The following is a 23893-nucleotide window of genomic DNA, read 5'->3' as shown; positions in this document are numbered from 1 at the left end:
GGAGAGGTCGCAGGTGCAGCAAGAGTCCTACAAGTACTGGGCGTTCATCTCCTACAGCCACCGCGACCAGGCCTGGGCCGAATGGCTGCACAAGGCGCTGGAGACCTACCGTGTGCCGCGCCGCCTGGTCGGCCGCGAGACCGCCGCCGGTCCCGTCCCGAGACGCTTGTTCCCGGTCTTCCGCGACCTTGAGGAGCTGCCCAGTTCCCCCAATCTCAGTGGCGCCATCGACCAGGCACTGCTGCAATCCCGTTACCTCATCGTCATCGCCTCGCCCTATGCGGCGGTTTCCAAGTGGGTCGACCAGGAGATCGCGCGCTTCCGCGCCATGGGCCGGGGCGACCGCATCCTTTGCTTGATTGTCGACGGCGAGCCGCATGCCGATCTCCAGCCAGGGAAGGGCTTTCTGGAGTGCTTTCCACCTTCTTTGCGCACCAAGGATGGCATTGAACCGATTGCCGCTGACGTGCGGCCTGGGAAAGATGGAAAGCCAGCGGCCCGGCTGAAGTTGATTGCTGGCCTGCTCGGCACCGGTCTGGACGAATTGCGCCGCCGTGAGCGTCGCCGCCAGCTGCTCCGAAATCTGAGTTGGACTGCATTCAGTTGCGCGTCGGCCTCTGTCCTGGTCGGATTGTGGCTCATGCAACAGCATGAAAAGCAGCAGGCACTGGCACAACAGGCTTTGCACACACATATCGAGACTGTTTACGAGCAAGGGCGGCAGGAACTGATTGCGCACAATCAGGCGCGGGCCGCTGTCTATCTGAATGAAGCCTACCGGCTTGGTGTCGACACGCCGGCATTACATTTCCTGCTGGCTCGGGCGATGCGGATCGTGGATGCCGAAAAGCTTGCATTCCAGACCGGTGCGGCCGTGTCGGCCGTTCGCTTCAGCCCCAACTCCCGCATGCTCGTCACAACAGGTTCAGACGGTGTGGCAAAAGTCTGGAATACTGTCACCGCAAAAAAAATATTCGAATTCTCCGTCCAGGACAGCGGCAGCAGTTCGCTTCCCAGATTCAGTCGCGATAGCCGGTTGATTTTCGTCTTCATTGCTCCGGATAGCGCTGATCACGGGATGCTGAATGTGTGGGATGTGGAAACCGGGCGGCCGTTGGCAAGCCTTCAGAATCCCAGGAATACGGAGCACACGTTCAATCCGTTCGATCGCGGTAGCCATCGGGTAGGGCATGTCGCTCCAGACCATGCAGCAGAAATTATTGATCTCCAATCCGGCCAGGTATTAAAACGACTGCCAGGCGAGTTCAGCGTGGCGGGGTTCAGCAGGGACGGAAAGCATTTCCTTGCCGGCTCCGAGAACGGGGAGGTAACAGTATGGGATGATCAAGCCTCGCGCAAAATGCGCACGCTGCGAGGTTTGAGCAGCCATGTTGTTGCTTTAGACGATACCGAAGACGGTTCGTTGATTGCGGCAGCTGCCCGTGATGGAGCCATTCGTGTATGGCGTACCGCCGATGGAGGGCAGCAGGTAGTCGCAGGGCATCCCTCACCAAATCCATCCCTGATATTCAATGTCGATGGCAGTCGTCTATTGACCAAAGCCAGCGACGGTGCACGGGTGTGGAACACCGGCAATGGACAATTGGTTTATGTCCAGCAATTTGCCGGCGCAGCAACGAACAAATTCGACATCAGCTCCGCCGGTCGCTGGGTGATGAGTTCGAGCAGTTCGCGATTGGCTGTCCAGGATGTCCAGTCGGGAGTTGAGTTGTTTACCCTTGACGGGCATCGCGGCATGCCGGAAGCCCGCGATATCAGCGAGGATGACCAATTACTTGCGACTGGTGGCCCCGATGGTCGAGTGGTGTTATGGAATATGCCGGGTATTCCGGATTTCGAATTCCACCACGAAGTCGACCCTGTCCGTTGGGCTGTCGAGACCAAGCCGCCTGGTGTAGCAGCCGTTTTTAGCCATAAGGGTGATTTGATCGCGAGTGGGGCGGGTGACGGAGATCTGAAGTTCTGGGATGCATCGACGCATCGGCTCGTTCGCAGCATCAAGGCAGATGCACGTTCGGTCAACACGCTTGAGTTCAGCGCCGACGATACACAGGTCGTTACCGGCGGGCATGTCGATGGCGTAAAAATTTGGGATGTTGCTTCGGGGCGTCTGCTGAATACACTGGATTGCGGTGGCAAACGGATTTTGACCGTTGCCTTGAGCAAGGACGGGCATACAGTCGCCGCCGCAATACTGGGTGGCATCACTCGCCTGTGGAATGCGGATACCGGCGAAATCATCGAGACATTCGAGCGCGATGAAGCCAGAGCAGGACGCTTCAGCCCGGATGGCCGTTTTTTTGCGGTGGGTGTTCACCAGGCGATAAAACTCCTGGACATAGCCCGGCGCCGGGAGTTGTGGTCGGCGCCGCTTGCGGAGTCTACGAATGAAACCAAAGAAGACATTGCTGCCATCGATTTCAGCGCCGATGGCGAGCAGCTTCTTGCCTCGGGTTATGGACAAGCGGCGGTATTGCTCGATTCCCGGAACGGCCGCGTACTCGGAAGAGTTCGCGATCCCTCAGCTCGCCGTTTCAACTCGGCGCGACTGGATCACAGCGGTCGCAATGCTGTGTTCACAGATCAAAACGGTGGCGTTTTTCTGTGGTCGCCGGCAAAAGGAATATCTCGTAATTTGCGCGGACACGCCGGTGAGGTGAGCGCTGCTGAATTTTCACCCGATGACCAATTCGTTCTGACGTCCGGCGCGGATGCAACTGCCAAACTTTGGGATGTATGGAGCGGCGAACTGCTCGACACCGTTGCCGAACACGGCAGTCCTATGCCGGATGCTCCATACAGGTCGATGGCGTTTAGCCCTGATGGTCGGTGGATGCTAACCGGTTCGACCGATGGCGTGATCCGCGAGTGGGAGCTGCGCGTCGAGCCGCGCAGCTCCCAACAGATCGAAAATATCCTACATTGCAGGGTTCCATGGAGGCTTGAAGGTGAAACCCTGATCCCTTCCACTCCCGGCCTTGACGCGTGTTGGTGAACTGCGTCGGATCAAACAGCCGGCTGAGCGGGGATCTTGCGCGTCTTCAGCCAGCTGTGGCCGAGCGAAACGGTGCAGCAGAGCAGCGCGAGTACCACGATTTCGAATTTCGACTGGCCATTGGTTTTATCGTCGCCGCAAGCCGTCAGCAAAAACGGCGTCATCGCCATGGCGGTGGTCAGCAGGCTGTCGCGGAATGATTTGAGCATCGGTGTTCTCCCTGGAAGAGCTTTCCGCACCCCAACGGGCGGATGTGCAGAAACTACACGCAGCGACCAGTGCCGTCCATCGATTCCCGAAGGCGTTTGTGATGCAGGTAGCAAATTATCCACAGTGGCCTTGCCGCCAGGCTGAATCCGGGCCCCTCGTTCGCGGATATCATATGCGCCGCCGGGCGCGCTGCCCCGCTTGATTCCGGAAGGTACAGGGCCTGTTTGCATGTCGAGTTTGAACCGCTGCATCGCAGCCATCGATTTCGGAACCTCCAATTCCGCTGTCTGCCTGGTCAATGAAGGGCAGACCTTTCTGGTCCCCCTGGAGCACGGCCGGGAGACGATTCCAACCGCGGTCTTCTATAACGCCGAGCAGCGCACCACGGCTTTCGGCCAGCAGGCGCTGGCGGAATACGAGGAGGGCAGTGAAGGGCGCCTGATGCGCTCCCTCAAGAGCCTGCTCGGCAGCGAGCTGCTGGGGGAAACCACCCTCATTGGGGGCAAGCCCGTGGCCTACCGCCAGATCATCGGCGAGTTCCTGGCGCATCTGAAGGAAGTGGCCGAATCGCACGCCTCCTGCCGCCTGACCCATCTGGTCCTCGGCCGCCCGGTGCATTTCGTCGACGACGACGAAGCGCGGGACCGTCTTGCCGAGACGACCCTGACCGAGATCGCCAGGGAAATCGGCTTCGAGGAAGTCCGCTTCCAGTTCGAGCCGATCGCCGCAGCGCTCGATTTCGAAGCCACCCTGGAACGGGAAGAGCTCGTCCTCGTGGTCGATATCGGCGGCGGCACCTCCGACTTTTCCCTGGTCCGCCTCGGTCCCGCGCTGGCCGGCAAGACGGACCGCTCCGGCGACGTGCTGGCCAATGACGGCATCCATCTCGCCGGCACCGATTTCGACCAGAAGCTGAGCCTGTCCACCGCGATGCGGGAACTGGGCTACGGCTCTGCCGGCACCGACGGCAAGCCGGTCCCGGTGGCCGTTTTCCACGACCTTGCGACGTGGCACAAGATCAACTTCCTCTACACCTGGAAGCAGCTGGCCAGCGCCGAGGAGCTCAAGCTGTTCATGGGCGATCTGCGCATGCATCGCCGGCTGATGAACGTGCTGCGCGGAAGGCAGGGCCACCGCATCGCCTCCCACGTGGAAGGCGCCAAGATCGAGATTGCCGAAGGCGGCGCGGGCAGCATGGACCTGGCCTTTATCGAGGGCGATCTGGCCGTGCCCATCGCGGAACAGGTGCTGTCGACCGCGATTGGCCCCCTGCTGAACCGCATCGTCCAGTCCGCGCTGGACGCCGTGTTGCGGGCCGGGATCACCCAGGACGAGGTCACGGTCCTGTACTTCACCGGCGGCTCGACCGGCATCGCCGAATTGCGCCGGGCCTTCCAGAAGACCTTCCCCAAGGCCCGGGTCGCGGTGGGCGACAAGTTCGCCAGCGTCGCGCGTGGACTCGGCGCATCCGCTCCAAAGCTGTTTGCCGATGCCTAGAGCCGTTTAACCATTCGACGACTGGCGCGTCTGCGATGCGCGCAGCAGGACGTAGACAGCCCCGGTGCCCCCGTCGTGCGGCCGCGCCGAGCAGAAGGCCAGCACATCCTTGCGGCGGCGCAGCCAGCCGTCAAGCAGGGTCTTGATCACCGGGCCGCTGTTGGGCGAACCGCGGCCCTTGCCGTGGATGATGCGGATGCAGCGCACGTCGTTGTTCTGGCAGGCGGCCAGGAAGGCGGAAACTTCCTGCCGCGCGGCGTCACGGTTGAAGCCGTGCAGATCCAGTTCTGCGCGGATGTGGTAGTTGCCGCGGCGCAGCCGCCGCCAAACCGAATCCTGGATGCCTTCGCCGCGGTAGGTGAGGGTGTCGCCGCTCTCGATGTCCTCGGGGTCCAGCGTGTCAGACATCATTTCCTCGAGCACCGCCTGCTCGTCCGCCTCGATGCTGCGCGGGCGCGTGCTGGGGCGGCGCACCAGGGGTTCCAGCCGGTCGGGGGCGGCGTGCGGGCGCACCCCGCTCATCGCCGTGCGGAAATCCACGTCCGGCTCGACCCCGGCGGGGACGTCGGCAGGAGGTTTTCCGGGCTTGTTGACGGGATCGCGCGACATGCAGGCATGATAGCCCGGCAGACGGTAAACTACTGCGCATTCCCGAGTTTTCACGCGCATGCGCATACTCCTCTCCAATGATGACGGCTGCACGGCTCCTGGCTTGCGCTGCCTGGCCGAGCATCTGCGGCCGGTGCACAGCCTGGAAGTCGTGGCTCCGGACCGCAACCGCAGCGGCGCCAGCAATTCCCTCACCATCCTCAACCCGATCCGGGTGCAGAAGCACGCGGACGGCACGTATTGCGTGGACGGCACGCCCACCGACTGCGTGCACCTGGCCCTGACCGGCCTGCTGACCGAAACCCCGGACATGGTGGTCTCCGGCATCAACGCCGGCTCCAACCTGGGCGACGACACGCTCTATTCCGGCACCGTCGCCGCCGCCATGGAAGGGCGCCACCTGGGCCTCGCCGCCATCGCCGTATCCTGCGCCGGGGTCAATCCCCAGCACTACGACACCGCCGCGAAAATCACCCTGCGCCTGATCGAGCACCTGCAGCGGGCGCCGCTGCCCGGCAATACCATCCTCAACGTCAACGTGCCGGACGTACCGTATGAGGAACTGCAGGGCATCGAAGTGACCCGCCTGGGAAACCGCCACAAATCCGAGGACGTGATCGAATCCCGCGACCCGCGCGGACGGCGCATCTACTGGATCGGCGCCGCCGGTGCCGAGCATGACAGCGGACCAGGCACCGATTTCCACGCCGTGCAGGAGAAGCGGGTGTCGATCACGCCCTTGCTGGTGGATCTGACCCGGCATAGCTCTATCGAACAACTCACCGCGTGGGCGAGGGGCCTGTGACATGATGAATCGCACCTGCGACGGAGGTCATTTTTGCGCAGTGCAAGTCGGATGGGGCGCGGCATGGTGATTCCATGCAAGTCCCAGCCGACGCAGCAATGCGCAAAAATGGCCCCGTCCCTTCGGGTTGCGCCCAAAATCGCGCCAGGCTGCGTTGTCAGCCCCGGCCATGGAATCACCATGGCCGGGGCCTCCGCCTTGCCTGACGCGATTTTGAGCGGCAACGCAGGTGTGATTCATCATGTCATAGGCCCCAAACTGTGAATGGCCCGATGAGCCCGAAACCCGGCAGCCACCCCCACAGTCTCGGTCAGGGCCTGACTTCGCCGGCCAGCCGTGCCCGCCTCATTGCCGAGCTCAAGCGCGAGGGCATTGTCGACGAGCGCGTGCTGGAGGTGCTGCAGAAGCTGCCGCGCCACGAGTTCGTCGAAGAAGCCTGGCGCGGCGAGGCCTACAAGAACAAGCCCCTGCCGATCGGCCAGTCGCAGACCATCTCGCAGCCTTACATCGTCGCGCTGATGACCCAGCTCCTGCTCGAACCCGCGCCCGGCGGCGCCCCGCGCAAGAAGGTGCTGGAGATCGGCACCGGCAGCGGCTACCAGACCGCGGTGCTGGCGGAACTGGTACAGAACGTATTCTCGGTGGAACGCATCAAGACCTTGTCCGAGCAGGCCCGCATCCGCTTGCGCGGCCTGGGCTACCGCAACATCCACTTCGGCTACGCCGACGGCACCGCCGGCTGGGCCGCGCATGGGCCGTACGACGGCATCATCGTCACGGCCGCCGCCACCGAAGTATCGAAAGCCATGCTGGAGCAACTCGAACGGGGTGGGCGCCTGGTGATCCCGGTGGGACCGCCGGCCCAGCAGTCGCTACGCGTGATCGACCGCGTGCTGGCCAACAAGTGGCAGAGCCGCGACGTCGCCGGTGTCAGCTTCGTGCCTTTGCTGGAGGGGCGCAGCTGATGGCCGTTTTCCAGGAGTGGCTGTCCCATCTTTACGCTCACCTCGGCTATCCCCAGATCATCCTGCTGATGGCCCTGGAATCGAGCCTGCTCCCGGTGCCCTCGGAGCTGGTGATGATCCCGGCCGGCTATCTCGCGCACCAGGGCCAGCTCAACCCGCTCCTGGCCATTGCCTGCGGCGGCCTAGGCTCGATCTTCGGCGCCGGCATCAACTACCTGATCGGGCGCAGCCTGGGGCGGGCCTTCCTGCTGCGCTACGGCAAGTACCTGCTGATCAGCGAGAAGAAGTACCACGAGGCCGAGGCGCTGTTCCTGCGTAATGCGCGCATCTCCACCTTCCTGGGGCGCTTTCTGCCGGTGATCCGCCACCTGATTTCCCTGCCGGCGGGTGTCTTCGGCATGCCGCTGCTGCCCTTCGTCCTGCTCACCGGTGCCGGTTCCGCGCTGTGGTGCGCGGTACTGGTCGGCTTCGGCTACTACCTCGGCGAACCCGCGGTGACGCTGGTGATGCGTTACACCCACGAACTCGCGTACCTGTCGCTGGTTGTCCTGGTGCTGGGCGCGGGATGGTTCATGATCCGTCGCCGTTGAGGTCGCCGTTTAGTATCCTGTCGGCATGAAGCCATGGCAGCGCCTTGGGGTGTCGATCACGCTCGCGGCGCTGCTTTCGGCCTGCAGCGGCAGCGAAGTGCACGAGCAGAGCGCCCGACGCGGCCGTTCGGCCGCCCTGCCGCGGGCTGTGGCCGGTCCCGGCCAGTACACGGTGCAGCGCGGCGATACGCTGTATTCCATTGCCTTCCGCAATCAGCTCGATTACCACGACCTCGCCAGCTGGAACGGCATCGGTCGTGACTACGCCATTTACCCCGGGCGGGTGCTGCGGCTGACGCCGCCGGGAAGCATGGTCTTGCCGGAACCCTCACGAACGGCTGAGTCGGCGGGTCCCGGGGGCGGCCGACCGGCTTACACAGTGCAACAGGGATCTGCGCGTGCCGTCCCCACTGTCCCCCCGCTGCCTCCCAATACGGCCGTGCCGCCGCCCGTTGTCCGCGCTGCACCTTCCTCCGAATCCCCATCCGGCTCCATCGCCGCCGACGTCCGCGGTCCGGGCTTCGATGCCGGCCGCTGGGAATGGCCGACGCGGGGCAAGGTGGTGCGCGGCTTCACCGCCGACGGCAGCTCCAAGGGCATCGACATCACCGGCGACACCGGCCAGATCGTCATCGCCTCCGCCGCCGGCAAGGTGGTCTACAGCGGCAGCGCACTGAAGGGCTATGGTGAACTGGTCATCATCAAGCACGACGAGCAGTACCTGACCGCCTACGGCTATAACCGCCGCCGCCTGGTGGAAGAAGGCCAGCAGGTGCTGGCCGGCCAGCCCATCGCCGAACTGGGCCTGGGGCCGGAGCAGCGGCCGTTGCTGCACTTCGAGATCCGCGATCGCGGCAAGCCGATCGATCCGTTGCCGCTGCTGCCGCGGCGGCAGTGATCAGTGGCCAGTGACTAGTGGGCAGTTAAGACCAACCAAGAACAACAAGGCCTGGATTTGCGGCTTTGGCCGTTACTGATCACTAGTCACTGGCCACCAGTCACTGCTTCTGCGTCGCCTTCCACCGCTGCAGCGCATCCATGGTGTTCTTCACATGCGCATCCGGGCTCAGGGCGGAATAGCTGTAGAGCACGGTGCCGTCCGGTGCGATGACGAAGGAGGTACGGTCCGAATGCCCTGGCATGAACCAGGCGGTGGCGTCGTAGGACTTGGCGATGCTCAGGTCCGGATCGGCCGCCACGGCGAATTTGCTGCGGCATTCGCTGACCGAGAATTTGTTGAGCGTCTCGATATCGTCGTGCGAGACGCCGATCACGGTGGCACCCAGGGCCTTGAACTTGTCCGTGGCTTCGGCGAACTCGTGCGCTTCCACGGTGCAGCCGGAGGTGAAGGCGGCCGGGTAGAAGTACAGCACCACCGGCCCCTGTTTCAGCGCTTCCGCCAGCGAAAACGAGAAAACCTTGCCGCCCAGCGAGGCCTGGGCGCTGAAATCCGGCGCCTTGCTGCCCGCCTTGAGGCCGGCATAGGCCGCCAGGCTGAGGCTGAGCAGCCCCGCGGCCAGCACCGCAAGTCCGGCGGAACGCTTTGAACGGACGTGGTTTTCCATGGTTTTCTCCCGGATATGGCCGATATTATGTTCCTCTACGCGGACGGGCGGGGCGATGGATGCACGGCCAACTGTGCTGTGCATTGAGTTATTTGCCCGCGGCATCAATAATTGCGCCCCAAACGCGCTGTCCCGGACCCCGGTCCCGACCCCGCCTACCGCTCAACCCACACCTGCAAAGGTTCTCCAGTGAATAGCGTCTTCCCACGCATCCAGCGCCTGCCGCCCTACGTCTTCAATATCGTCGGTGATATGAAGAAGGCTGCCCGAGCTCGTGGCGAGGACATTATCGACTTCGGCATGGGCAACCCGGACCAGCCCACGCCGCGCCACATCGTCGACAAGCTGGTGGAGGCCGCGGTGCGCGGCACCGATTCCGACTACGTGGTGCCCGAGCACCGCGACGAGGAAGGCACCCATACCCACCGCTACTCGGTGAGCAAGGGCGTGCCGCGCCTGCGCCGCGCCATGGCCGCCTGGTACCGCAAGCGTTACCAGGTCGAGCTCGATGCCGAAACCGAGGTGATCGCCACCATCGGCTCCAAGGAAGGCCTGGCCCATCTGGCCTTCGCCACCCTGGCCCCCGGCGATACCGTGCTGGTGCCGAACCCGGCCTATCCGATCCATCCCTACGGGGTGGTGCTGGCCGGCGCCGATGTGCGCCACGTGCGCCTGACGCCGGAAGTCGACTTCTTCGAGGAACTGCAGAAGGCGATCAAGGAAACGATGCCGGCGCCGAAAATGCTGATCCTCAACTTTCCGGCGAACCCGACCTCGCAGTGCGTGGACCTGGCCTTCTTCGAGAAGGTGGTCGCCATCTGCCGCGAGCACCAGATCTGGCTGGTGCACGACCTGGCCTACGCCGACATCGTCTTCGACGGCTACGTCGCCCCCTCCGTGCTGCAGGTGCCCGGCGCCAAGGACATCGCGGTGGAGTTCTTCACCCTGTCCAAGAGCTACAACATGCCGGGCTGGCGCGTCGGCTTCATGTGCGGCAACCCGACCCTGGTCGCCGCCCTGGCGCGCATCAAGAGCTATCTCGACTACGGCATGTTCACGCCGATCCAGGTGGCGGCGATCACCGCCCTGGAAGGCCCGCAGGAATGCGTGCAGGAAATCTGCGAGATGTACAAGAAGCGCCGCGACGTGCTGGTCGAGGGCCTGATCAAGGCCGGTTGGCCGGTGGAGAAGCCCAAGGCCACCATGTTCGTGTGGGCGCGCATCCCCGAGGCGTTCCGCGCCCTTGGCTCGCTGGAATTCTCCAAGCAGCTGCTGGAACGTGCCCAGGTGGCGGTATCGCCGGGCATCGGCTTCGGCGAATACGGCGACGAGTACGTGCGCTTCTCCCTGATCGAGAACGAGCAGCGCACCCGCCAGGCCATGCGTTCCCTGAAGAAGATGCTGGCCGCGGGGCCGACATGAGCGCCCCGTTCAAGGTTGGCCTGATCGGCCTGGGCACGGTCGGGCAGGGCGTGGTCCGCGTCCTCCAGCGCAACGCCGCGGAAATCGCCGGCCGCGCCGGGCGCCCGATCGTGGTGACCCACGCCTCGGTGCGCAATTCCACCCGCACCCGCGACTGCGATCTGACTGGCATCACCCTGGTTTCCGACCCGGCCGAGATCGTCCGCGCCGACGTCGACGTGGTGGTCGAGCTGATCGGCGGCATTTCGCCGGCCCGTGAGCTGGTGCTGGCCGCGCTGGAAGCCGGCAAGCCGGTGGTTACCGCCAACAAGGCCCTGCTCGCCGAGAAGGGCAACGAGATCCTTTTCACCGCGCGCAAGCACGGCGCCCAGCTGGCCTACGAGGCGGCGGTGGGTGGCGGCATCCCCATCATCAAGGCGCTGCGCGAAGGCCTGGCCGGCAACGGCATCGACAGCCTCGCCGGCATCATCAACGGCACCTGCAACTACATCCTGACGCAGATGACGGTGAAGGGGCAGAGCTTCGCCGATGCCCTGCACGCCGCGCAGAAACTGGGCTATGCCGAAGCCGATCCGACCTTCGACGTCGAAGGCATCGACGCCGCGCACAAGCTCACCATCCTCGCTTCCATCGCCTTCGGCATGCCGCTGCGTTTCGACGCGGTGGCCACCGAGGGCATCAGCCAGGTCACCGCGCAGGACATCCAGCTGGCGCAGGAACTGGGCTACCGCATCAAGTCGCTGGGCATCGCCAAGCGCGGCGCCCAGGGCGTGGAATTGCGCGTGCACCCGACCCTGGTCCCGGTGGAGCACCTGCTGGCCAAGACCGACGGCGCGCTCAACGCCATCCGCGTGCACGGCAACGCTGTCGGCCAGACCGTCTATGTCGGCCGCGGCGCCGGCGGCGATGCCACCGCTTCGGCCGTGGTCGCCGACCTGATCGACGTGGCGCGCCTGCAGGGCGCCGATCCCAAGCACTTCGTGCCTTACCTCGGCTCGCGCAGCGAAGCCCTGAAGGACCAGAAGGTGTTGTCCTTCAGCGAGATCGAAAGCGCCTACTACCTGCGCCTGCGCGTCGCCGACGAGCCGGGCGTGCTGCGCGCCATCACCTCGATCCTGGCCGAGTCGGACATCAGCATCGAGGCGATCCTGCAGAAGGAGCCGGGCGAGAACGAGGATGCCACGCTCGCCATCATCACCTCCGAGATTCCGGAGCACCGCTGCAACGGCGCCCTGGAAAAGATGTTGAACCTGCCTTTTGTACGTCCGGGTGCTTCGCGCCTGCGCGTGGAGCACTTCGAGTGAGTAGATACACGGGAATCATCGAGGCTTATCGCAACCGTATGCCGCTGGCGCCCGGCGCCCGCGCCATCAGCCTGGGCGAGGGTCGCACGCCGCTGATCCGGCTGGAGAACCTGCCGCGCCTGGAAGGCGTCGAAGCGGAGATCTACGTCAAGTTCGAGGGCCTCAACCCCACCGGCTCGTTCAAGGACCGCGGCATGACCGTGGCGGTGACGCAGGCGGTGTACGAGGGCAGCCGCGCCATCATCTGCGCCAGCACCGGCAACACCTCGGCCGCCGCCGCGGCCTATGCGGCCCGCGCCGGCATCAAGGCTTTCGTGCTGATCCCCGAAGGCAAGATCGCCCTGGGCAAGCTGGCCCAGGCGGTGGTGCACGGCGCCACCGTGGTGCAGATCCGCGGCAACTTCGACGACGGCATGCAGCTGGTCAAGGAAGTCGCCGAGACCGCGCCGGTGGCCATCGTCAATTCGATCAACCCCTATCGCCTGCAGGGCCAGAAGACCGCCGCCTTCGAGATCGTCGAAGCGCTCGGCCGTGCCCCGGATTTCCACTGCCTGCCGGTCGGCAACGCCGGCAACATCACCGCGCACTGGATCGGCTATTCCGAGAGCGCCGGCCTGGAAACGGCCGCCTGCGCCGCCTATCCCGACAGCTGGGATTTCACCGGCTTCGGCAGCGTGCGCAAGCGTCCGCGCATGGTGGGTTATCAGGCCGCCGGCAGCGCGCCGTTCCTGCGCGGTGGTCCGGTGAAGAACCCGGAAACCGTGGCCACCGCCATCCGCATCGGCAATCCGCAGAGCTGGGACCTGGCGTGGAAAGTCCACGAAGAGTCCCAGGGCTGGTTCGACGAGCTGGAAGACGCGGAAATCCTCGCCACCCAGCGGCTGCTGGCGGAGACCGAAGGCGTGTTCTGCGAGCCGGCCTCGGCCAGCTCGCTGGCCGGCGCCCTGCGTGATCTCAAGCAGTGCAAGATCCCGGCCGGTTCCACCGTGGTCTGCACCCTCACCGGCAACGGCATGAAGGATCCGGACGTGATCCTCAAGGACGGCCTCACCGGCCTGGTCCAGGTCGATGCCGAGCGTGGCGCCGTCGAGCGCGCCCTGCTGGAGCGGCTCGGCTGAGCCAGTCGCAGCCGCTGGTCCGGCGGCGCCCGCAGGGCGACCATGGCGGCCTGCCGGAGCAGCTGCACCCGGTGCTGCGCCGCGCCTACGCGGCGCGTGGCCTGACGCGCGCGGAAGACCTGCCGCTGGAGTTGCGCGCCCTGCTGCCGCCGGCGGGACTGCGCGGTATCGATGCCGCCGCCGAATTGCTGATGACGGCGATCCTCGCGCAGGAGCGCATCGTCATCGCCGGCGACTACGACGCCGACGGCGCCACCGCCACCGCGGTTGCGGTGCTGGGCCTGCGCGCCCTCGGCGCGGAACAGGTCGATTACGTCGTGCCCAACCGCTTCACCATGGGCTACGGCCTGTCGCCGGCCCTGACCGAGATGGCTCTGGCCAAGGGCGCCGGCCTGCTGGTGACGGTGGACAACGGCATCGCCAGCCTGGCCGGCGTGGCCGCCGCCAACGCCGCCGGCCTGCCGGTGCTGATTACCGACCATCACCTGGCCGGCGACGAATTGCCGGCCGCCGCCGCCATCGTCAATCCCAATCAGCCGGGTTGCGGCTTCGCCAGCAAGCACCTGGCCGGCGTCGGCGTGATGTTCTACGTGCTGCTAGCCCTGCGCGCGCGTCTGCGTGCCGCCGGGCATTTTGCCGAACGATCGGAGCCGAACCTGGCGGAACTGCTCGACCTCGTGGCCCTGGGCACCGTGGCCGACGTGGTCAAGCTCGACCACAACAACCGCATCCTGGTGGCGCAGGGCCTGGCGCGCATCCGCGCCGGTCGCGCGCGTCCGGGTTTGCAGGCGCTGCTGCAGGCGGCCGGCCGGGTGCAGACGCATATCAATTCCGGCGATCTCGGTTTTGTCCTCGGCCCCCGGCTCAATGCGGCGGGGCGGCTGGAAGACATGACCGTCGGCATCGAGTGCCTGCTGGCCGCGAATGCCGAATCGGCGCGCACGCTCGCCGGCCAGCTCGACTCGCTCAACCGGGAGCGCCGCGACATCGAGGCGCAGATGCGCGACGAGGCGCTGGAACTGGCCGCCGCCAACAGTGCCGTCGGCGTCTGCCTGTTCGACGCGGGCTGGCACGAGGGAGTGGTCGGCCTGGTCGCCTCACGCGTCAAGGACCGTCTGCACCGTCCGGTGATCGCTTTCGCCCGTGCCACCGAGGACGGCGTACTCAAGGGCTCCGGCCGCTCCATCGGCGGCCTGCACCTGCGCGATGCCATGGCCGCAGTGGATGCGCACCATCCGGGACTGATCGTGCGTTTCGGCGGCCACGCCATGGCCGCCGGCCTGACCTTGCCTGAAGCCGCGCTGGAGAAATTCTCGCAGGCCTTCGACGCGGAGTGCCGTGCTCGATTGGACGCAGATGCGCTGGAGGAGGTGCTCGAGACCGACGGTGAATTGCAGGACGCCGAGTTGCATCTGGACACCGCCCGCGCCCTGGAACAGGCCGGCCCCTGGGGCCAGGGCTTCCCCGAGCCGCGCTTTGAAGGCCATTTCGAAGTGGTCGAAACCCGCGCCCTCGGCGCCGACGGACGCCACATCAAATACCGCCTGCGCCTGCCCGGCGGGGGGCATGTCGAAGCCATGGATTTCAATGGCGCCGAGCGCCTGGTCGAGCGCGGCGGCAGCGTCAGCCTGGTCTATTGCATCGGCGTCAACCGCTTCCGCGGCGCGGAAAGCCTGGAAATGCGGATCATCGACTTGCGTTCGCAATAGCTGCGTTCAGGATGACGGAAGCGAATTGGCCGGATGGGCGACCACCACCGGCAATGCTTCGCCAGCGGTATGCACCAGCTCGATACCGATGCCGTAAGTCCGCTCCAGCAACTCCCGGCTGAGCAATTCCCGTGTCGGCCCCTGGCCGGTGACCCGGCCGTTTTCCAGTACTGTCACCCGGTCGGAATAGCGCAACGCCAGGTTCGGATCATGCAGCACCGCCAGCACGCCCACCCCCGATGCGGCGAATCGGCGCGCCTGCAGCAGGCAACCATGTTGATGCGCCAGGTCCAGGCTGGCGGTGGGTTCGTCGAGCAACAGGTAACGCGCGCCATCGTCCTTGGCTGCGCCATCCGCCGGCGGCTCCCAGATCTGCGCCATGACCCGGGCGAACTGCACCCGGGCGCGTTCGCCGCCGGACAGGCTGGGATAGCGGCGCTGGGCCAGGTCGGCGACGCCAGCCAGTTGCAGGGCCTCGCGCACGATGCCCTGTTCTACTTCCGGCCGGTGTTGCGCACTGGCGTAACGCCCCATTGCCACCACCTGTTCCGCGCTGAAGCCGAAGCGCAGCGATTCGGACTGGGGCAGCACCGCACGCCGGCGTGCGCGCTCGCGCGGCGTCCAGGCGGGCAGGGCGCGGCCGTTGAGCGTCACGCTGCCGCCCTGTGGCTGGATGTCTCCCGCCAGCAGGCGCAGCAGGGTCGATTTGCCGGCACCGTTGCGGCCGAGTACGGCATGCACCTCGCCGGGCACGAGTATCAGGCTGACCTGGTCGAGCAAGTTGCGTCCGTCGACGCGATAACTCGCCTGTTCCGCCGCCAGCGTCACGGCCGCCATCTCACCAGGTCTCGCCGCGGCCGCGCAGGCGCAGCAGCAGCGCGATGAAGAAGGGGCCGCCGATGAGTGCGGTCAGCACGCCGATCGGTAATTCGATCGGCGCCGCCACGGTGCGGGCGACGGTATCGGCTACCGTCAGCAGGGCGCCGCCGAGCAGGGCGGAGGCGGGCAGCAGCAGGCGGTGGTCGGGTCCGGCCCACAGGCGGATCAGCTGCGGCACGATCAGGCCGACGAAGGCGATGATGCCGGTCAGCGCCACCGCGCCGCCCACGGCCAGCAGCACCAGCAACACCAGCCAGCGCTTCAGCCGCTCCACGTCCACGCCCAGGTGCGCCGCCTCCGCTTCGCCCAGCAGCAGGGCGTTCAACTCGCGCCCCTGGGTGGGGATCAGCAGCACCGCCAGGGCCACCACCGGCGCGGTGGCGGCGATTTCCGGCCAGCCCACACGGCCCAGGCTGCCGTACATCCAGAAGGTCAGGGCGCGCAGCGCCGGCCCGCTGGCGACATGGGCCATCAGCCCGATGCCGGCGCCGGAGATGGCGTTCACCGCCAGCCCCACCAGCAGCATCTGCGCCGGCTGGGTGGCCCCATCGACCCGCGACAGGCGCGATACCAGCAGGGTGGTCACCGCAGCCCCGCCGAAGCTGGCCAGGGGCAGCAGCCAGCGGCCGGCGAAAGCCAGGCCCAGCGCGGGGCCCAGCACGATGGCCGCCACCGCCGCCAGCGCGGCGCCGCTCGAGACTCCCACCAGGCCCGGATCGGCCAGGGGATTGCGGAACACCCCCTGCATGGCGGCGCCGCTCACCGCCAGCGCCGCGCCGACGATCAGGCCCAGCGCCACCCGGGGCAGGCGCAGCTGCAGAATGGTAGAAGACACGGTGGAATCCACGCCCGGCCCCAGGCCGAGCGCGCCCAGGACTTCGCCGCCGCTGATCGCCGCCGGCCCGGCCGCCAGGCCGCTGGCCGCCGCCGCCAGGGCCAGCAGGCCGAGCAGCAGGCACAGGGGCAGGGGGCGGCGCAGGCTGGCGAGCAGAGGGTTCATTTGCACATTGTGCCTGCTGGGCTTGCCGGGTCGCAGGCGGGCGCCGGCGAAATGCTATAATTTTCAGGGTGCAGCGCAGCCGGCTTGCTCGGCAAGTGGCCCAAGCGATAGTGGCGGAATTGGTAGACGCACTGGATTTAGGTTCCAGCGCCGCGAGGCGTGAGAGTTCGAGTCTCTCCTTTCGCACCACACTCCGGCAGGCGCGGCATCCTTAGTTTCCCTCCCCGGTGGGGAGGTACCTGAGGGAGGGCAGTGCAGACCTCCCATGACAGAATCGGTAACACACTTAAAGAGTCGGAACCCCAAGATGGAAATCCACGTCGAGTCCCCGGGCGGCCTTTCGCGTCGCCTGCACGTCAAAATCCCCTCCGAGCGCGTCGAGCGCGAACTGGGGCTGCGCATGAAACAGCTGGCCGCGCGTTCGCGCATCCCCGGCTTCCGCCCGGGCAAGGCGCCGCTGAAGGTCGTGCAGCAGCAGTACGGCGAGTCGGCGCGCATGGACGTGATCGGCGAGCTGGTGCGCCAGACCTGGCCGGAAGCGGTGGCCCAGGCGCAGGTGCAGCCGGCCGGTTCCCCCAATTTCGAAGTCACCAGCGAAAAGGCCGGCGAGCCGCTGGCCTATGTCGCCATCTTCGACGTGTTCCCCGAGGTCAAGCTCGACCAGCTGGAGCGCATCGAGATCCAGAAGCCGGTGGTGGAGATTTCCGAGGCCGACGTCGAGCGCCTCATCGGCAACCTGCGCAAGGCGCGCCGCACCCTCGAGACCGTGAGCCGCCCCGCCCAGCTGGGCGACGTCGCCGTGGTCGATTTCGACGGCCAGGTCGACGGTGAAGCGTTCCAGGGCGGCAAGGGCGAGAAGATCGAGATCGAGCTGGGCGAGAAGCAGTTCCTGGCCGATCTGGAGAACGCCATCGTCGGCCACAGCGCCGGCGACAGCTTCGATGCCGACGTCAATTTCCCGGCCGACTACCGCCGTGAAGACCTGCGGAACAAGACCGCGCGCTTCGCCGTGAAGCTGCTGGAAGTGCGCGAGCCGCGCCTGCCGGCCATCGATGGTGAATTCCTCAAGGCGCATGGCGTCGAAGAGGACGCCGGCGAAGCGGGCCTGCAAGACAAGTGCCGCAAGGCGCTGGAGACCGAGCGCGACAAGGCCATCCGCACCCGCCTCAAGCGCGACGTGCTGGACCAGCTGCTGAGCAACCACCCGATCGAAGTGCCGCAGAGCCAGGTGCAGCAGGAAATCGTGCGCCTGCGCGAAGAGGCGATCAACCGCATGCAGCTCAACCAAGCCGGCAAGCTGCAGGCCGAGCAGCTGCAGAAGATGCTGCCGGACCAGCTGTTCGAAGCCAACGCGCAGCGCCGCGTGGCCCTGGGCCTGCTGATCGGCGAGGTGATCAAGGCCCGCGAGATCCGCCCGGACAACGCCCGCCTGGACGCCGCTCTCGAAGAGATCGCCGCCGACTACGAGCAGCCGGACCAGGTGCGCCAGTTCTACCGTTCGCGCCCGGACATGTTGCAGGGCCTGCAGGCCGTGACCCTGGAAGAGCAGGTGGTGGAAAGCCTGCTGGCCGGGGCCAAGACGGTCGAATTGAAGATGACGCTGGAAGACCTGTTGAAATCGGTCTCGCAGTCCGCAGCTTGATGCAGACCGGCCGCATTCCCAGCCGCACTCCGAAAAACGAACAAGGATCGACGATGAACGACCAGATCGCCCGCGCCCAGCTTGTGCCGATGGTGGTGGAGCAGACCGCCCGCGGCGAGCGCGCTTTTGACATCTATTCGCGCCTGCTGAAGGAGCGGATCGTGTTCATCGTCGGCCCGATCGACGATTTCATGGCCAACCTGGTGGTGGCCCAGCTGCTGTTCCTGGAAGCCGAAAATCCGGACAAGGACATCCACCTGTACATCAACTCGCCCGGCGGCGTCATCACCTCCGGCCTGTCGATCTACGACACCATGAAGTTCATCAAGCCCGACGTCAGCACCATGTGCATCGGCCAGGCCTGCAGCATGGGTTCGTTCCTGCTCTCCGCCGGCACCAAGGGCAAGCGTTTCGCCCTGCCGAACTCGCGCGTCATGATCCACCAGCCCTCCGGCGGCGCCCAGGGCCAGGCCACCGACATCGAGATCCAGGCGCGGGAGATCCTGTACCTGCGCGAGCGCCTCAACCGCCTCTATGCCGACCACACCGGCCAGCCCCTGGAAAAGATCGCCCGCGACGTCGAACGCGACTATTTCATGAGCTCCGAAGCGGCCCGGGACTACGGCCTGATCGACCAGATCGTCGAGCGCCGGCCGTCGGCTCCGTCGCCGGCCTGAACCCGACGTGGAATTTGCGGTCATTTTGCTGCAACATGACTGCATGTTATAAGAGGCTGGCGGGGCGGCGAGGTGGCCGCTCTTTAGGTGTTCCGACACGGGAAAAGGGCTGTAAGCCCATGTTTGAGGAAGAAAATGCCAGATAACGTACGGAGCGGTGGCCAGAGCGGCCGGGTTCTGTATTGCTCCTTTTGCGGCAAGAGCGAGCACGAAGTCCGCAAGCTGATCGCCGGTCCCTCGGTGTACATCTGCGACGAGTGCGTCGATCTCTGCAACGACATCATCCGCGAAGAGGTGCATGCCAAGCCCCAGGTCAAGGGCCTCCCCAAGCCGCACGAGATTCGGGCGGTGCTGGACGAGTATGTCATCGGCCAGGACCAGGCCAAGAAAGTGCTGTCGGTGGCGGTGTACAACCACTACAAGCGCCTCAGCCAGAAAGGTTCGACCGACGGCATCGAGCTGCAGAAGTCCAACATCCTGCTGATCGGCCCCACCGGCTCCGGCAAGACCCTGCTGGCCGAAACCCTGGCGCGCCTGCTGGATGTACCGTTCGCCATCGCCGACGCCACCACGCTGACCGAAGCCGGCTATGTCGGCGAGGACGTGGAAAACATCATCCAGCGCCTGTTGCAGAAGTGCGACTACGACGTGGAGAAGGCGCAGCGCGGCATCGTCTACATCGACGAAATCGACAAGATTTCGCGCAAGAGCGAAAACCCGTCCATCACCCGTGATGTGTCGGGCGAGGGCGTGCAGCAGGCCCTGCTCAAGCTGGTTGAAGGCACCATCGCCAGCGTGCCGCCGCAGGGCGGCCGCAAGCATCCGCAGCAGGAATTCCTGCAGGTCAACACGGCCGGCATCCTGTTCATCTGCGGCGGCGCCTTCTCCGGCCTGGAGAAAGTGATCCAGAACCGCACCGAGAAGGCCGGCATCGGCTTCTCGGCCGACGTCAAGTCGCAGAAGGATTCGCGCCACATCGGCCAGTTGCTGTCGATCGTCGAACCCGAGGATCTGATCCGTTACGGCCTGATCCCGGAATTCGTCGGCCGCCTGCCGGTCCTCGCGGTGCTGGAGGAGCTGGACGAGCGGGCGCTGATCTCAATCCTGCGCGAGCCGAAGAACGCCCTGGTGAAGCAGTTCGCCAAGCTGTTCCAGATGGAAGGCTGCCAGCTCGAGTTCCGCGACGACGCCCTCAACGCCATTGCGCGCAAGGCCAGGGAGCGCAAGACCGGCGCCCGCGGCCTGCGCACCATCCTGGAAACCATCCTGCTTGACGTCATGTATGACCTGCCGTCGATGCAGAATGTGTCCAAGGTGGTGGTCGACGAGTCCGTCGTCAAAGGCGAGTCCAAGCCCTTCGTGGTTTACGAGAACGTCGAGGCCCCGCGCCGCGACGTGAAGAATTCGGCCTAGACCTCCGCTGAACCTGAAAAGGCCGCCCCAGTCGAACACTGCGGCGGCCTTTTTGTTGGTTTTTTGACCAATCGGCAGGGTGTGGCGCGCTGGCGCATGGTGACGGTGGCGCGGCTGACACACCCGATCCGGCCAGCGCGATCGGGGGAGCCGGGCGGATGGCGCCGTTTTCCCGCCGGGCCGCCGATTGTTACAACCCGTTCCAGGCCTTGAATAGGCCTTATCCGCTCGCATTTTGCCTATGTGCTGCATAATAACGGCGTAACGAATAACGAGGTTCAGCGTGTCCCAGACGAACGAAAATTCAGCCCCGGTTCTGCCCCTGCGCGATGTGGTGATCTTCCCGCATCTGGCGCAGCCTCTGTTCGTCGGCCGCGAGAAGTCGGTGAAGGCCCTTACCGCGGCGATGCAGGATGGCAAACGCATCCTGCTGGTGGCGCAGAAGCATGCCGACACCGATGAGCCCGATACCGGCGACCTGTACGACGTAGGCACCCTGGCCAGCATCCTGCAGCTTCTGAAATTGCCGGACGGCACGGTCAAGGTGCTGGTGGAAGGCGCGCAGCGCGCGCGCATCCTGAGCCTGGACAACAGCAACGACTATCTCACCGCCCAGTTCGAGCCGATCGAGTCCGACGAAGGCCAGCCCGGCGGCAGCGAAACCGATGCGGTGATGCGCGCCACCGTCGCCACCTTCGAGCAGTACGTCAAGCTCAACAAAAAGGTGCCGGCCGAGTTGCTGCCCTCGCTGTCGAGCATGGATTCGCCCGGCCGCCTGGCCGATGCCATTGCCGCCCACCTCAACCTCAAGCTCGAGGACAAGCAGAAAGTCCTGGAGCTGACTGATCCGAAGCCGCGTATCGAATACGTGCTGGGCCAGCTCGAAGGCGAGATCGACATCCTGCAGATCGAGAAGAAGATCCGCGGGCGGGTCAAATCGCAGATGGAAAAGAACCAGCGCGAGTATTACCTGAACGAGCAGATCAAGGCGATCCAGAAGGAACTGGGCGAACTCGAGGATGCGCCGAACGAGCAGGAAGAACTGGCGCGCAAGATCGACAAGTCCGGCATGCCCAAGGCGGCCAAGACCAAGGCCAACGCCGAGCTGAACAAGCTGAAGATGATGCCGGCGATGTCAGCCGAAGCCACCGTGGTGCGCAACTACCTCGACTGGCTGACGCAGGTGCCGTGGAAGAAGACCACCAAGGCCACCATCGACCTGTCCGCTGCCGAAAAGCAGCTCGATACCGACCACTACGGCCTGGAGAAGGTCAAGGAACGCATCCTTGAATATCTCGCCGTGCAGAGCCGCGTGAAGAAGCTGAAAGGCCCGATCCTGTGCCTGGTCGGACCGCCCGGCGTGGGCAAGACCTCGCTCGGCCGCTCCATCGCGGAGGCCACCAACCGCAAGTTCACCCGCATGAGCCTGGGCGGCGTGCGCGACGAGGCCGAGATCCGCGGGCACCGCCGCACCTACATCGGCTCCATGCCGGGCAAGATCATCCAGAGCATGTCCAAGGTCGGGGTGAAGAACCCGCTGTTCCTGCTCGACGAGATCGACAAGATGAGCATGGACTTCCGCGGCGATCCCAGCTCGGCGCTGCTGGAAGTGCTCGACCCGGAGCAGAACAACAGCTTCAACGACCATTACCTGGAAGTCGACTACGACCTGTCCGACGTGATGTTCGTCTGCACCGCCAACACCCTCAACATTCCCGGTCCGCTGCTCGACCGCATGGAAGTGATCCGCATCCCCGGCTACACCGAGGACGAGAAGCTCAACATCGCCAAGCGCTACTTGGTGCCCAAGCAGATCAAGGCCAACGGCCTCAAGGACGAGGAACTGGAGATCGCCGACGGCGCCATCCGCTCCATCGTGCGCACCTATACGCGTGAAGCCGGCGTGCGCAGCCTGGAACGCGAGATCAGCAAGATCGCGCGCAAGGTGGTGAAGCAGATCCTGCTCAAGCCGACCGAGAAGACCGTCAAGGTCACCGAGAAGAATCTCGAGAAGTACCTGGGCGTGCAGCGCTTCCGTTTCGGCCGCGCCGAGGAAAAGAACCAGATCGGGCAGGTCACTGGCCTGGCCTGGACCGAAGTCGGCGGCGAACTGTTGTCGATCGAGGCCGCGCTGTCGCCCGGCAAGGGCAAGCTGACCCAGACCGGCAGCCTCGGCAACGTCATGCAGGAGTCGATCCAGGCCGCGCTGACCGTGGTGCGCTCGCGCGTCAAGAGCCTGGGCATCGATCCGGAGTTCTACCAGAAGCACGACATCCATGTGCACGTGCCGGAAGGCGCCACGCCCAAGGACGGTCCTTCTGCCGGCGTCGCCATGTGTGTCGCCATCGTTTCTTCGCTCACCATGATTCCGGTGCGCGCCGACGTCGCCATGACCGGCGAGATCACCCTGCGCGGTGAAGTCCTGCCGATCGGCGGACTCAAGGAGAAGCTGCTGGCGGCCCAGCGCGGCGGCATCCACACCGTGATCATCCCGCAGGAAAACCTCAAGGATCTGGCGGAGATTCCGGACAACATCAAGGCCAAGCTCAACATCGAACCGGTGCGCTGGATCGAGGATGCGCTGCGTCTCGCTCTGGAACGCGCGCCGGAACCGAAGAGTGTCGAAGGCGGCACCAATCCGCCGCCGCCGCCGGGAGAGGGGCTGCGTCCGCATTGATCGGCGGGACTTTTTTCAACGCTTCACAGTGCCTTTACATTGCCGGAAATTCCGCGTTGTGAAGCGTTGAAAACCACGCTGGCACAAGCTCAAACGCTTGATTGACGCTTGCTGCCGGCGCTTGGTATAAGACTGCATCCGTGGCCGTGGCGAACCATCCTCAGAACGAGGCACAGGCGTTCTTTGCGCCGGTTCCGGAGGATCGGGGGACGGCGACCGAAACGGTTCGAAATTCCTGGCAAGAAGCCATTTACAGCATTTACAGATAGAGGGGACTCACCTACATGAACAAAGCCGAATTGATCAACGCGGTTGCCGACAAGGCTGACGTCTCCAAGGCCGACGCCACCCGCGCGGTCGATGCGTTCGTGGAAGTCATCACCAAGGCACTGAAGAAGAACGACAAGGTCTCCCTGGTCGGTTTCGGCACGTTCACCATCCGCAAGCGGGCGGCCCGTACCGGCCGGAATCCCAAGACCGGCGCCCCCCTGAAAATCGCCGCCAGCAAAAATCCTTCCTTCAAAGCTGGCAAGGCGCTGAAAGACGCGGTAAAATAATCGACCTTCGCGGGGCTGACATCCCGCCGGGTGCTTAGCTCAGTCGGTAGAGCATCGCCCTTACAAGGCGGGGGTCGACGGTTCGAGCCCGTCAGCACCCACCAGGTTTTGTTGCAAAGTTGGAATTAATGCGGAGCGGTAGCTCAGTCGGTTAGAGTATCGGCCTGTCACGCCGAGGGTCGCGGGTTCGAGTCCCGTCCGCTCCGCCATATTAATTATAAAAAGGCGCTCGACGAGC

General features: G+C 65.1%; 20 protein-coding genes and 3 tRNA genes. 18 read left to right on the top strand and 5 right to left on the bottom strand.

Annotation, left to right across the window (positions count from 1 at the left end; genetic code table 11):
* The first annotated feature begins 13 nt into the window (after positions 1-13).
* Positions 14-3016: a toll/interleukin-1 receptor domain-containing protein gene (locus tag BP26_RS0111205; protein ID WP_029920669.1), complete on the top strand. Its 3003-nt coding sequence runs from the start codon at positions 14-16 to the stop codon at positions 3014-3016.
* A gap of 11 nt (positions 3017-3027) precedes the next feature.
* On the opposite strand, the gene BP26_RS0111200 is transcribed toward BP26_RS0111205, so the two are convergent.
* Complete coding sequence (locus tag BP26_RS0111200) at positions 3028-3225, bottom strand: hypothetical protein (protein ID WP_029920668.1); 198 nt, start codon at positions 3223-3225, stop codon at positions 3028-3030.
* A gap of 229 nt (positions 3226-3454) precedes the next feature.
* Here BP26_RS0111200 and BP26_RS0111195 point away from each other — a divergent pair, with 229 nt between their 5' ends.
* Positions 3455-4723, top strand: a complete 1269-nt coding sequence (locus BP26_RS0111195; protein WP_051748855.1) for an Hsp70 family protein — start codon at positions 3455-3457, stop codon at positions 4721-4723.
* 6 nt (positions 4724-4729) lie between these two features.
* Here the strand turns inward: BP26_RS0111195 and BP26_RS0111190 are convergent, their stop codons facing one another.
* The gene (locus BP26_RS0111190; RefSeq protein ID WP_245611775.1) at positions 4730-5392 is read right to left on the bottom strand and encodes a Smr/MutS family protein; all 663 of its coding nucleotides are present in this window, start codon (positions 5390-5392) and stop codon (positions 4730-4732) included.
* Between BP26_RS0111190 and surE the strand changes: the two genes are divergently transcribed.
* The 4 genes from surE (at position 5391) to BP26_RS0111170 (ending at position 8590) form a co-directional block, all read left to right on the top strand.
* On the top strand, positions 5391-6137 hold the full coding sequence (gene surE, locus BP26_RS0111185; protein ID WP_029920665.1) for a 5'/3'-nucleotidase SurE: 747 nt from the start codon (positions 5391-5393) through the stop codon (positions 6135-6137). The two genes, BP26_RS0111190 and surE, sit on opposite strands and share 2 nt — an antisense overlap.
* Positions 6138-6409: 272 nt before the next feature.
* A complete protein-coding gene (locus tag BP26_RS0111180; RefSeq protein ID WP_029920664.1) occupies positions 6410-7102 on the top strand; it encodes a protein-L-isoaspartate(D-aspartate) O-methyltransferase in 693 nt (230 codons plus the stop codon).
* Complete coding sequence (locus BP26_RS0111175) at positions 7102-7692, top strand: DedA family protein (RefSeq protein WP_029920663.1); 591 nt, start codon at positions 7102-7104, stop codon at positions 7690-7692. The genes BP26_RS0111180 and BP26_RS0111175 overlap by 1 nt, the downstream gene beginning before the upstream one ends.
* A 49-nt stretch (positions 7693-7741) precedes the next feature.
* Positions 7742-8590, top strand: coding sequence for a peptidoglycan DD-metalloendopeptidase family protein (locus BP26_RS0111170; RefSeq protein ID WP_051748854.1), 849 nt, complete (start codon positions 7742-7744; stop codon positions 8588-8590).
* Positions 8591-8690: 100 nt separating this feature from the next.
* Here the strand turns inward: BP26_RS0111170 and BP26_RS0111165 are convergent, their stop codons facing one another.
* On the bottom strand, positions 8691-9257 hold the full coding sequence (locus tag BP26_RS0111165; RefSeq protein ID WP_029920661.1) for a peroxiredoxin: 567 nt from the start codon (positions 9255-9257) through the stop codon (positions 8691-8693).
* 189 nt (positions 9258-9446) lie between these two features.
* On the opposite strand from BP26_RS0111165, the gene alaC reads away from it, so the two are divergent.
* From alaC to recJ, 4 genes are read left to right on the top strand one after another with little or no spacing between them, the layout of a single operon-like run.
* Positions 9447-10679: an alanine transaminase gene (gene alaC, locus BP26_RS0111160; protein ID WP_029920660.1), complete on the top strand. Its 1233-nt coding sequence runs from the start codon at positions 9447-9449 to the stop codon at positions 10677-10679.
* The gene (locus BP26_RS0111155; protein WP_029920659.1) at positions 10676-11983 is read left to right on the top strand and encodes a homoserine dehydrogenase; all 1308 of its coding nucleotides are present in this window, start codon (positions 10676-10678) and stop codon (positions 11981-11983) included. Before alaC ends, BP26_RS0111155 begins: the two co-directional genes overlap by 4 nt.
* A complete protein-coding gene (thrC, locus tag BP26_RS0111150) occupies positions 11980-13101 on the top strand; it encodes a threonine synthase (RefSeq protein ID WP_029920658.1) in 1122 nt (373 codons plus the stop codon). Before BP26_RS0111155 ends, thrC begins: the two co-directional genes overlap by 4 nt.
* A 14-nt stretch (positions 13102-13115) precedes the next feature.
* Positions 13116-14810 carry a single-stranded-DNA-specific exonuclease RecJ gene (recJ, locus tag BP26_RS0111145; protein ID WP_051748865.1) on the top strand — a complete coding sequence of 565 codons (1695 nt, stop codon included), beginning with the start codon at positions 13116-13118 and terminating at the stop codon, positions 14808-14810.
* Between the two features lie 6 nt (positions 14811-14816).
* Here recJ and BP26_RS0111140 read toward each other — a convergent pair whose 3' ends face one another.
* Both BP26_RS0111140 and BP26_RS0111135 read right to left on the bottom strand, forming a co-directional pair.
* Positions 14817-15647, bottom strand: a complete 831-nt coding sequence (locus BP26_RS0111140; protein ID WP_029920656.1) for a heme ABC transporter ATP-binding protein — start codon at positions 15645-15647, stop codon at positions 14817-14819.
* A gap of 1 nt (position 15648) precedes the next feature.
* A complete protein-coding gene (locus BP26_RS0111135) occupies positions 15649-16689 on the bottom strand; it encodes a FecCD family ABC transporter permease (RefSeq protein WP_084183009.1) in 1041 nt (346 codons plus the stop codon).
* A gap of 104 nt (positions 16690-16793) precedes the next feature.
* Here BP26_RS0111135 and BP26_RS0111130 point away from each other — a divergent pair.
* The 8 genes from BP26_RS0111130 (at position 16794) to BP26_RS0111095 (ending at position 23864) form a co-directional block, all read left to right on the top strand.
* Positions 16794-16878 (top strand) — tRNA-Leu (locus BP26_RS0111130).
* A 118-nt stretch (positions 16879-16996) separates the two neighbouring features.
* A complete protein-coding gene (gene tig / locus BP26_RS0111125; protein WP_029920654.1) occupies positions 16997-18331 on the top strand; it encodes a trigger factor in 1335 nt (444 codons plus the stop codon).
* Positions 18332-18384: 53 nt separating this feature from the next.
* Positions 18385-19008, top strand: coding sequence for an ATP-dependent Clp endopeptidase proteolytic subunit ClpP (clpP, locus tag BP26_RS0111120; RefSeq protein ID WP_029920653.1), 624 nt, complete (start codon positions 18385-18387; stop codon positions 19006-19008).
* 135 nt (positions 19009-19143) lie between these two features.
* On the top strand, positions 19144-20421 hold the full coding sequence (gene clpX / locus BP26_RS0111115; RefSeq protein ID WP_029920652.1) for an ATP-dependent Clp protease ATP-binding subunit ClpX: 1278 nt from the start codon (positions 19144-19146) through the stop codon (positions 20419-20421).
* Between the two features lie 283 nt (positions 20422-20704).
* Positions 20705-23098 carry an endopeptidase La gene (lon, locus tag BP26_RS0111110; protein ID WP_029920651.1) on the top strand — a complete coding sequence of 798 codons (2394 nt, stop codon included), beginning with the start codon at positions 20705-20707 and terminating at the stop codon, positions 23096-23098.
* A gap of 284 nt (positions 23099-23382) precedes the next feature.
* The gene (locus tag BP26_RS0111105; protein ID WP_029920650.1) at positions 23383-23655 is read left to right on the top strand and encodes an HU family DNA-binding protein; all 273 of its coding nucleotides are present in this window, start codon (positions 23383-23385) and stop codon (positions 23653-23655) included.
* Positions 23656-23683: 28 nt separating this feature from the next.
* Positions 23684-23759 (top strand) — tRNA-Val (locus BP26_RS0111100).
* 28 nt (positions 23760-23787) lie between these two features.
* Positions 23788-23864, top strand: a tRNA-Asp gene (locus BP26_RS0111095).
* Positions 23865-23893: the final 29 nt, after the last annotated feature.

The organism is Nevskia soli DSM 19509 (assembly GCF_000711955.1).
Classification (GTDB): Bacteria; Pseudomonadota; Gammaproteobacteria; order Nevskiales; family Nevskiaceae; genus Nevskia; species Nevskia soli.
The sequence above is the reverse complement of the archived record's forward strand: the minus strand, read 5'-3'. Positions and strand labels throughout refer to the sequence as shown.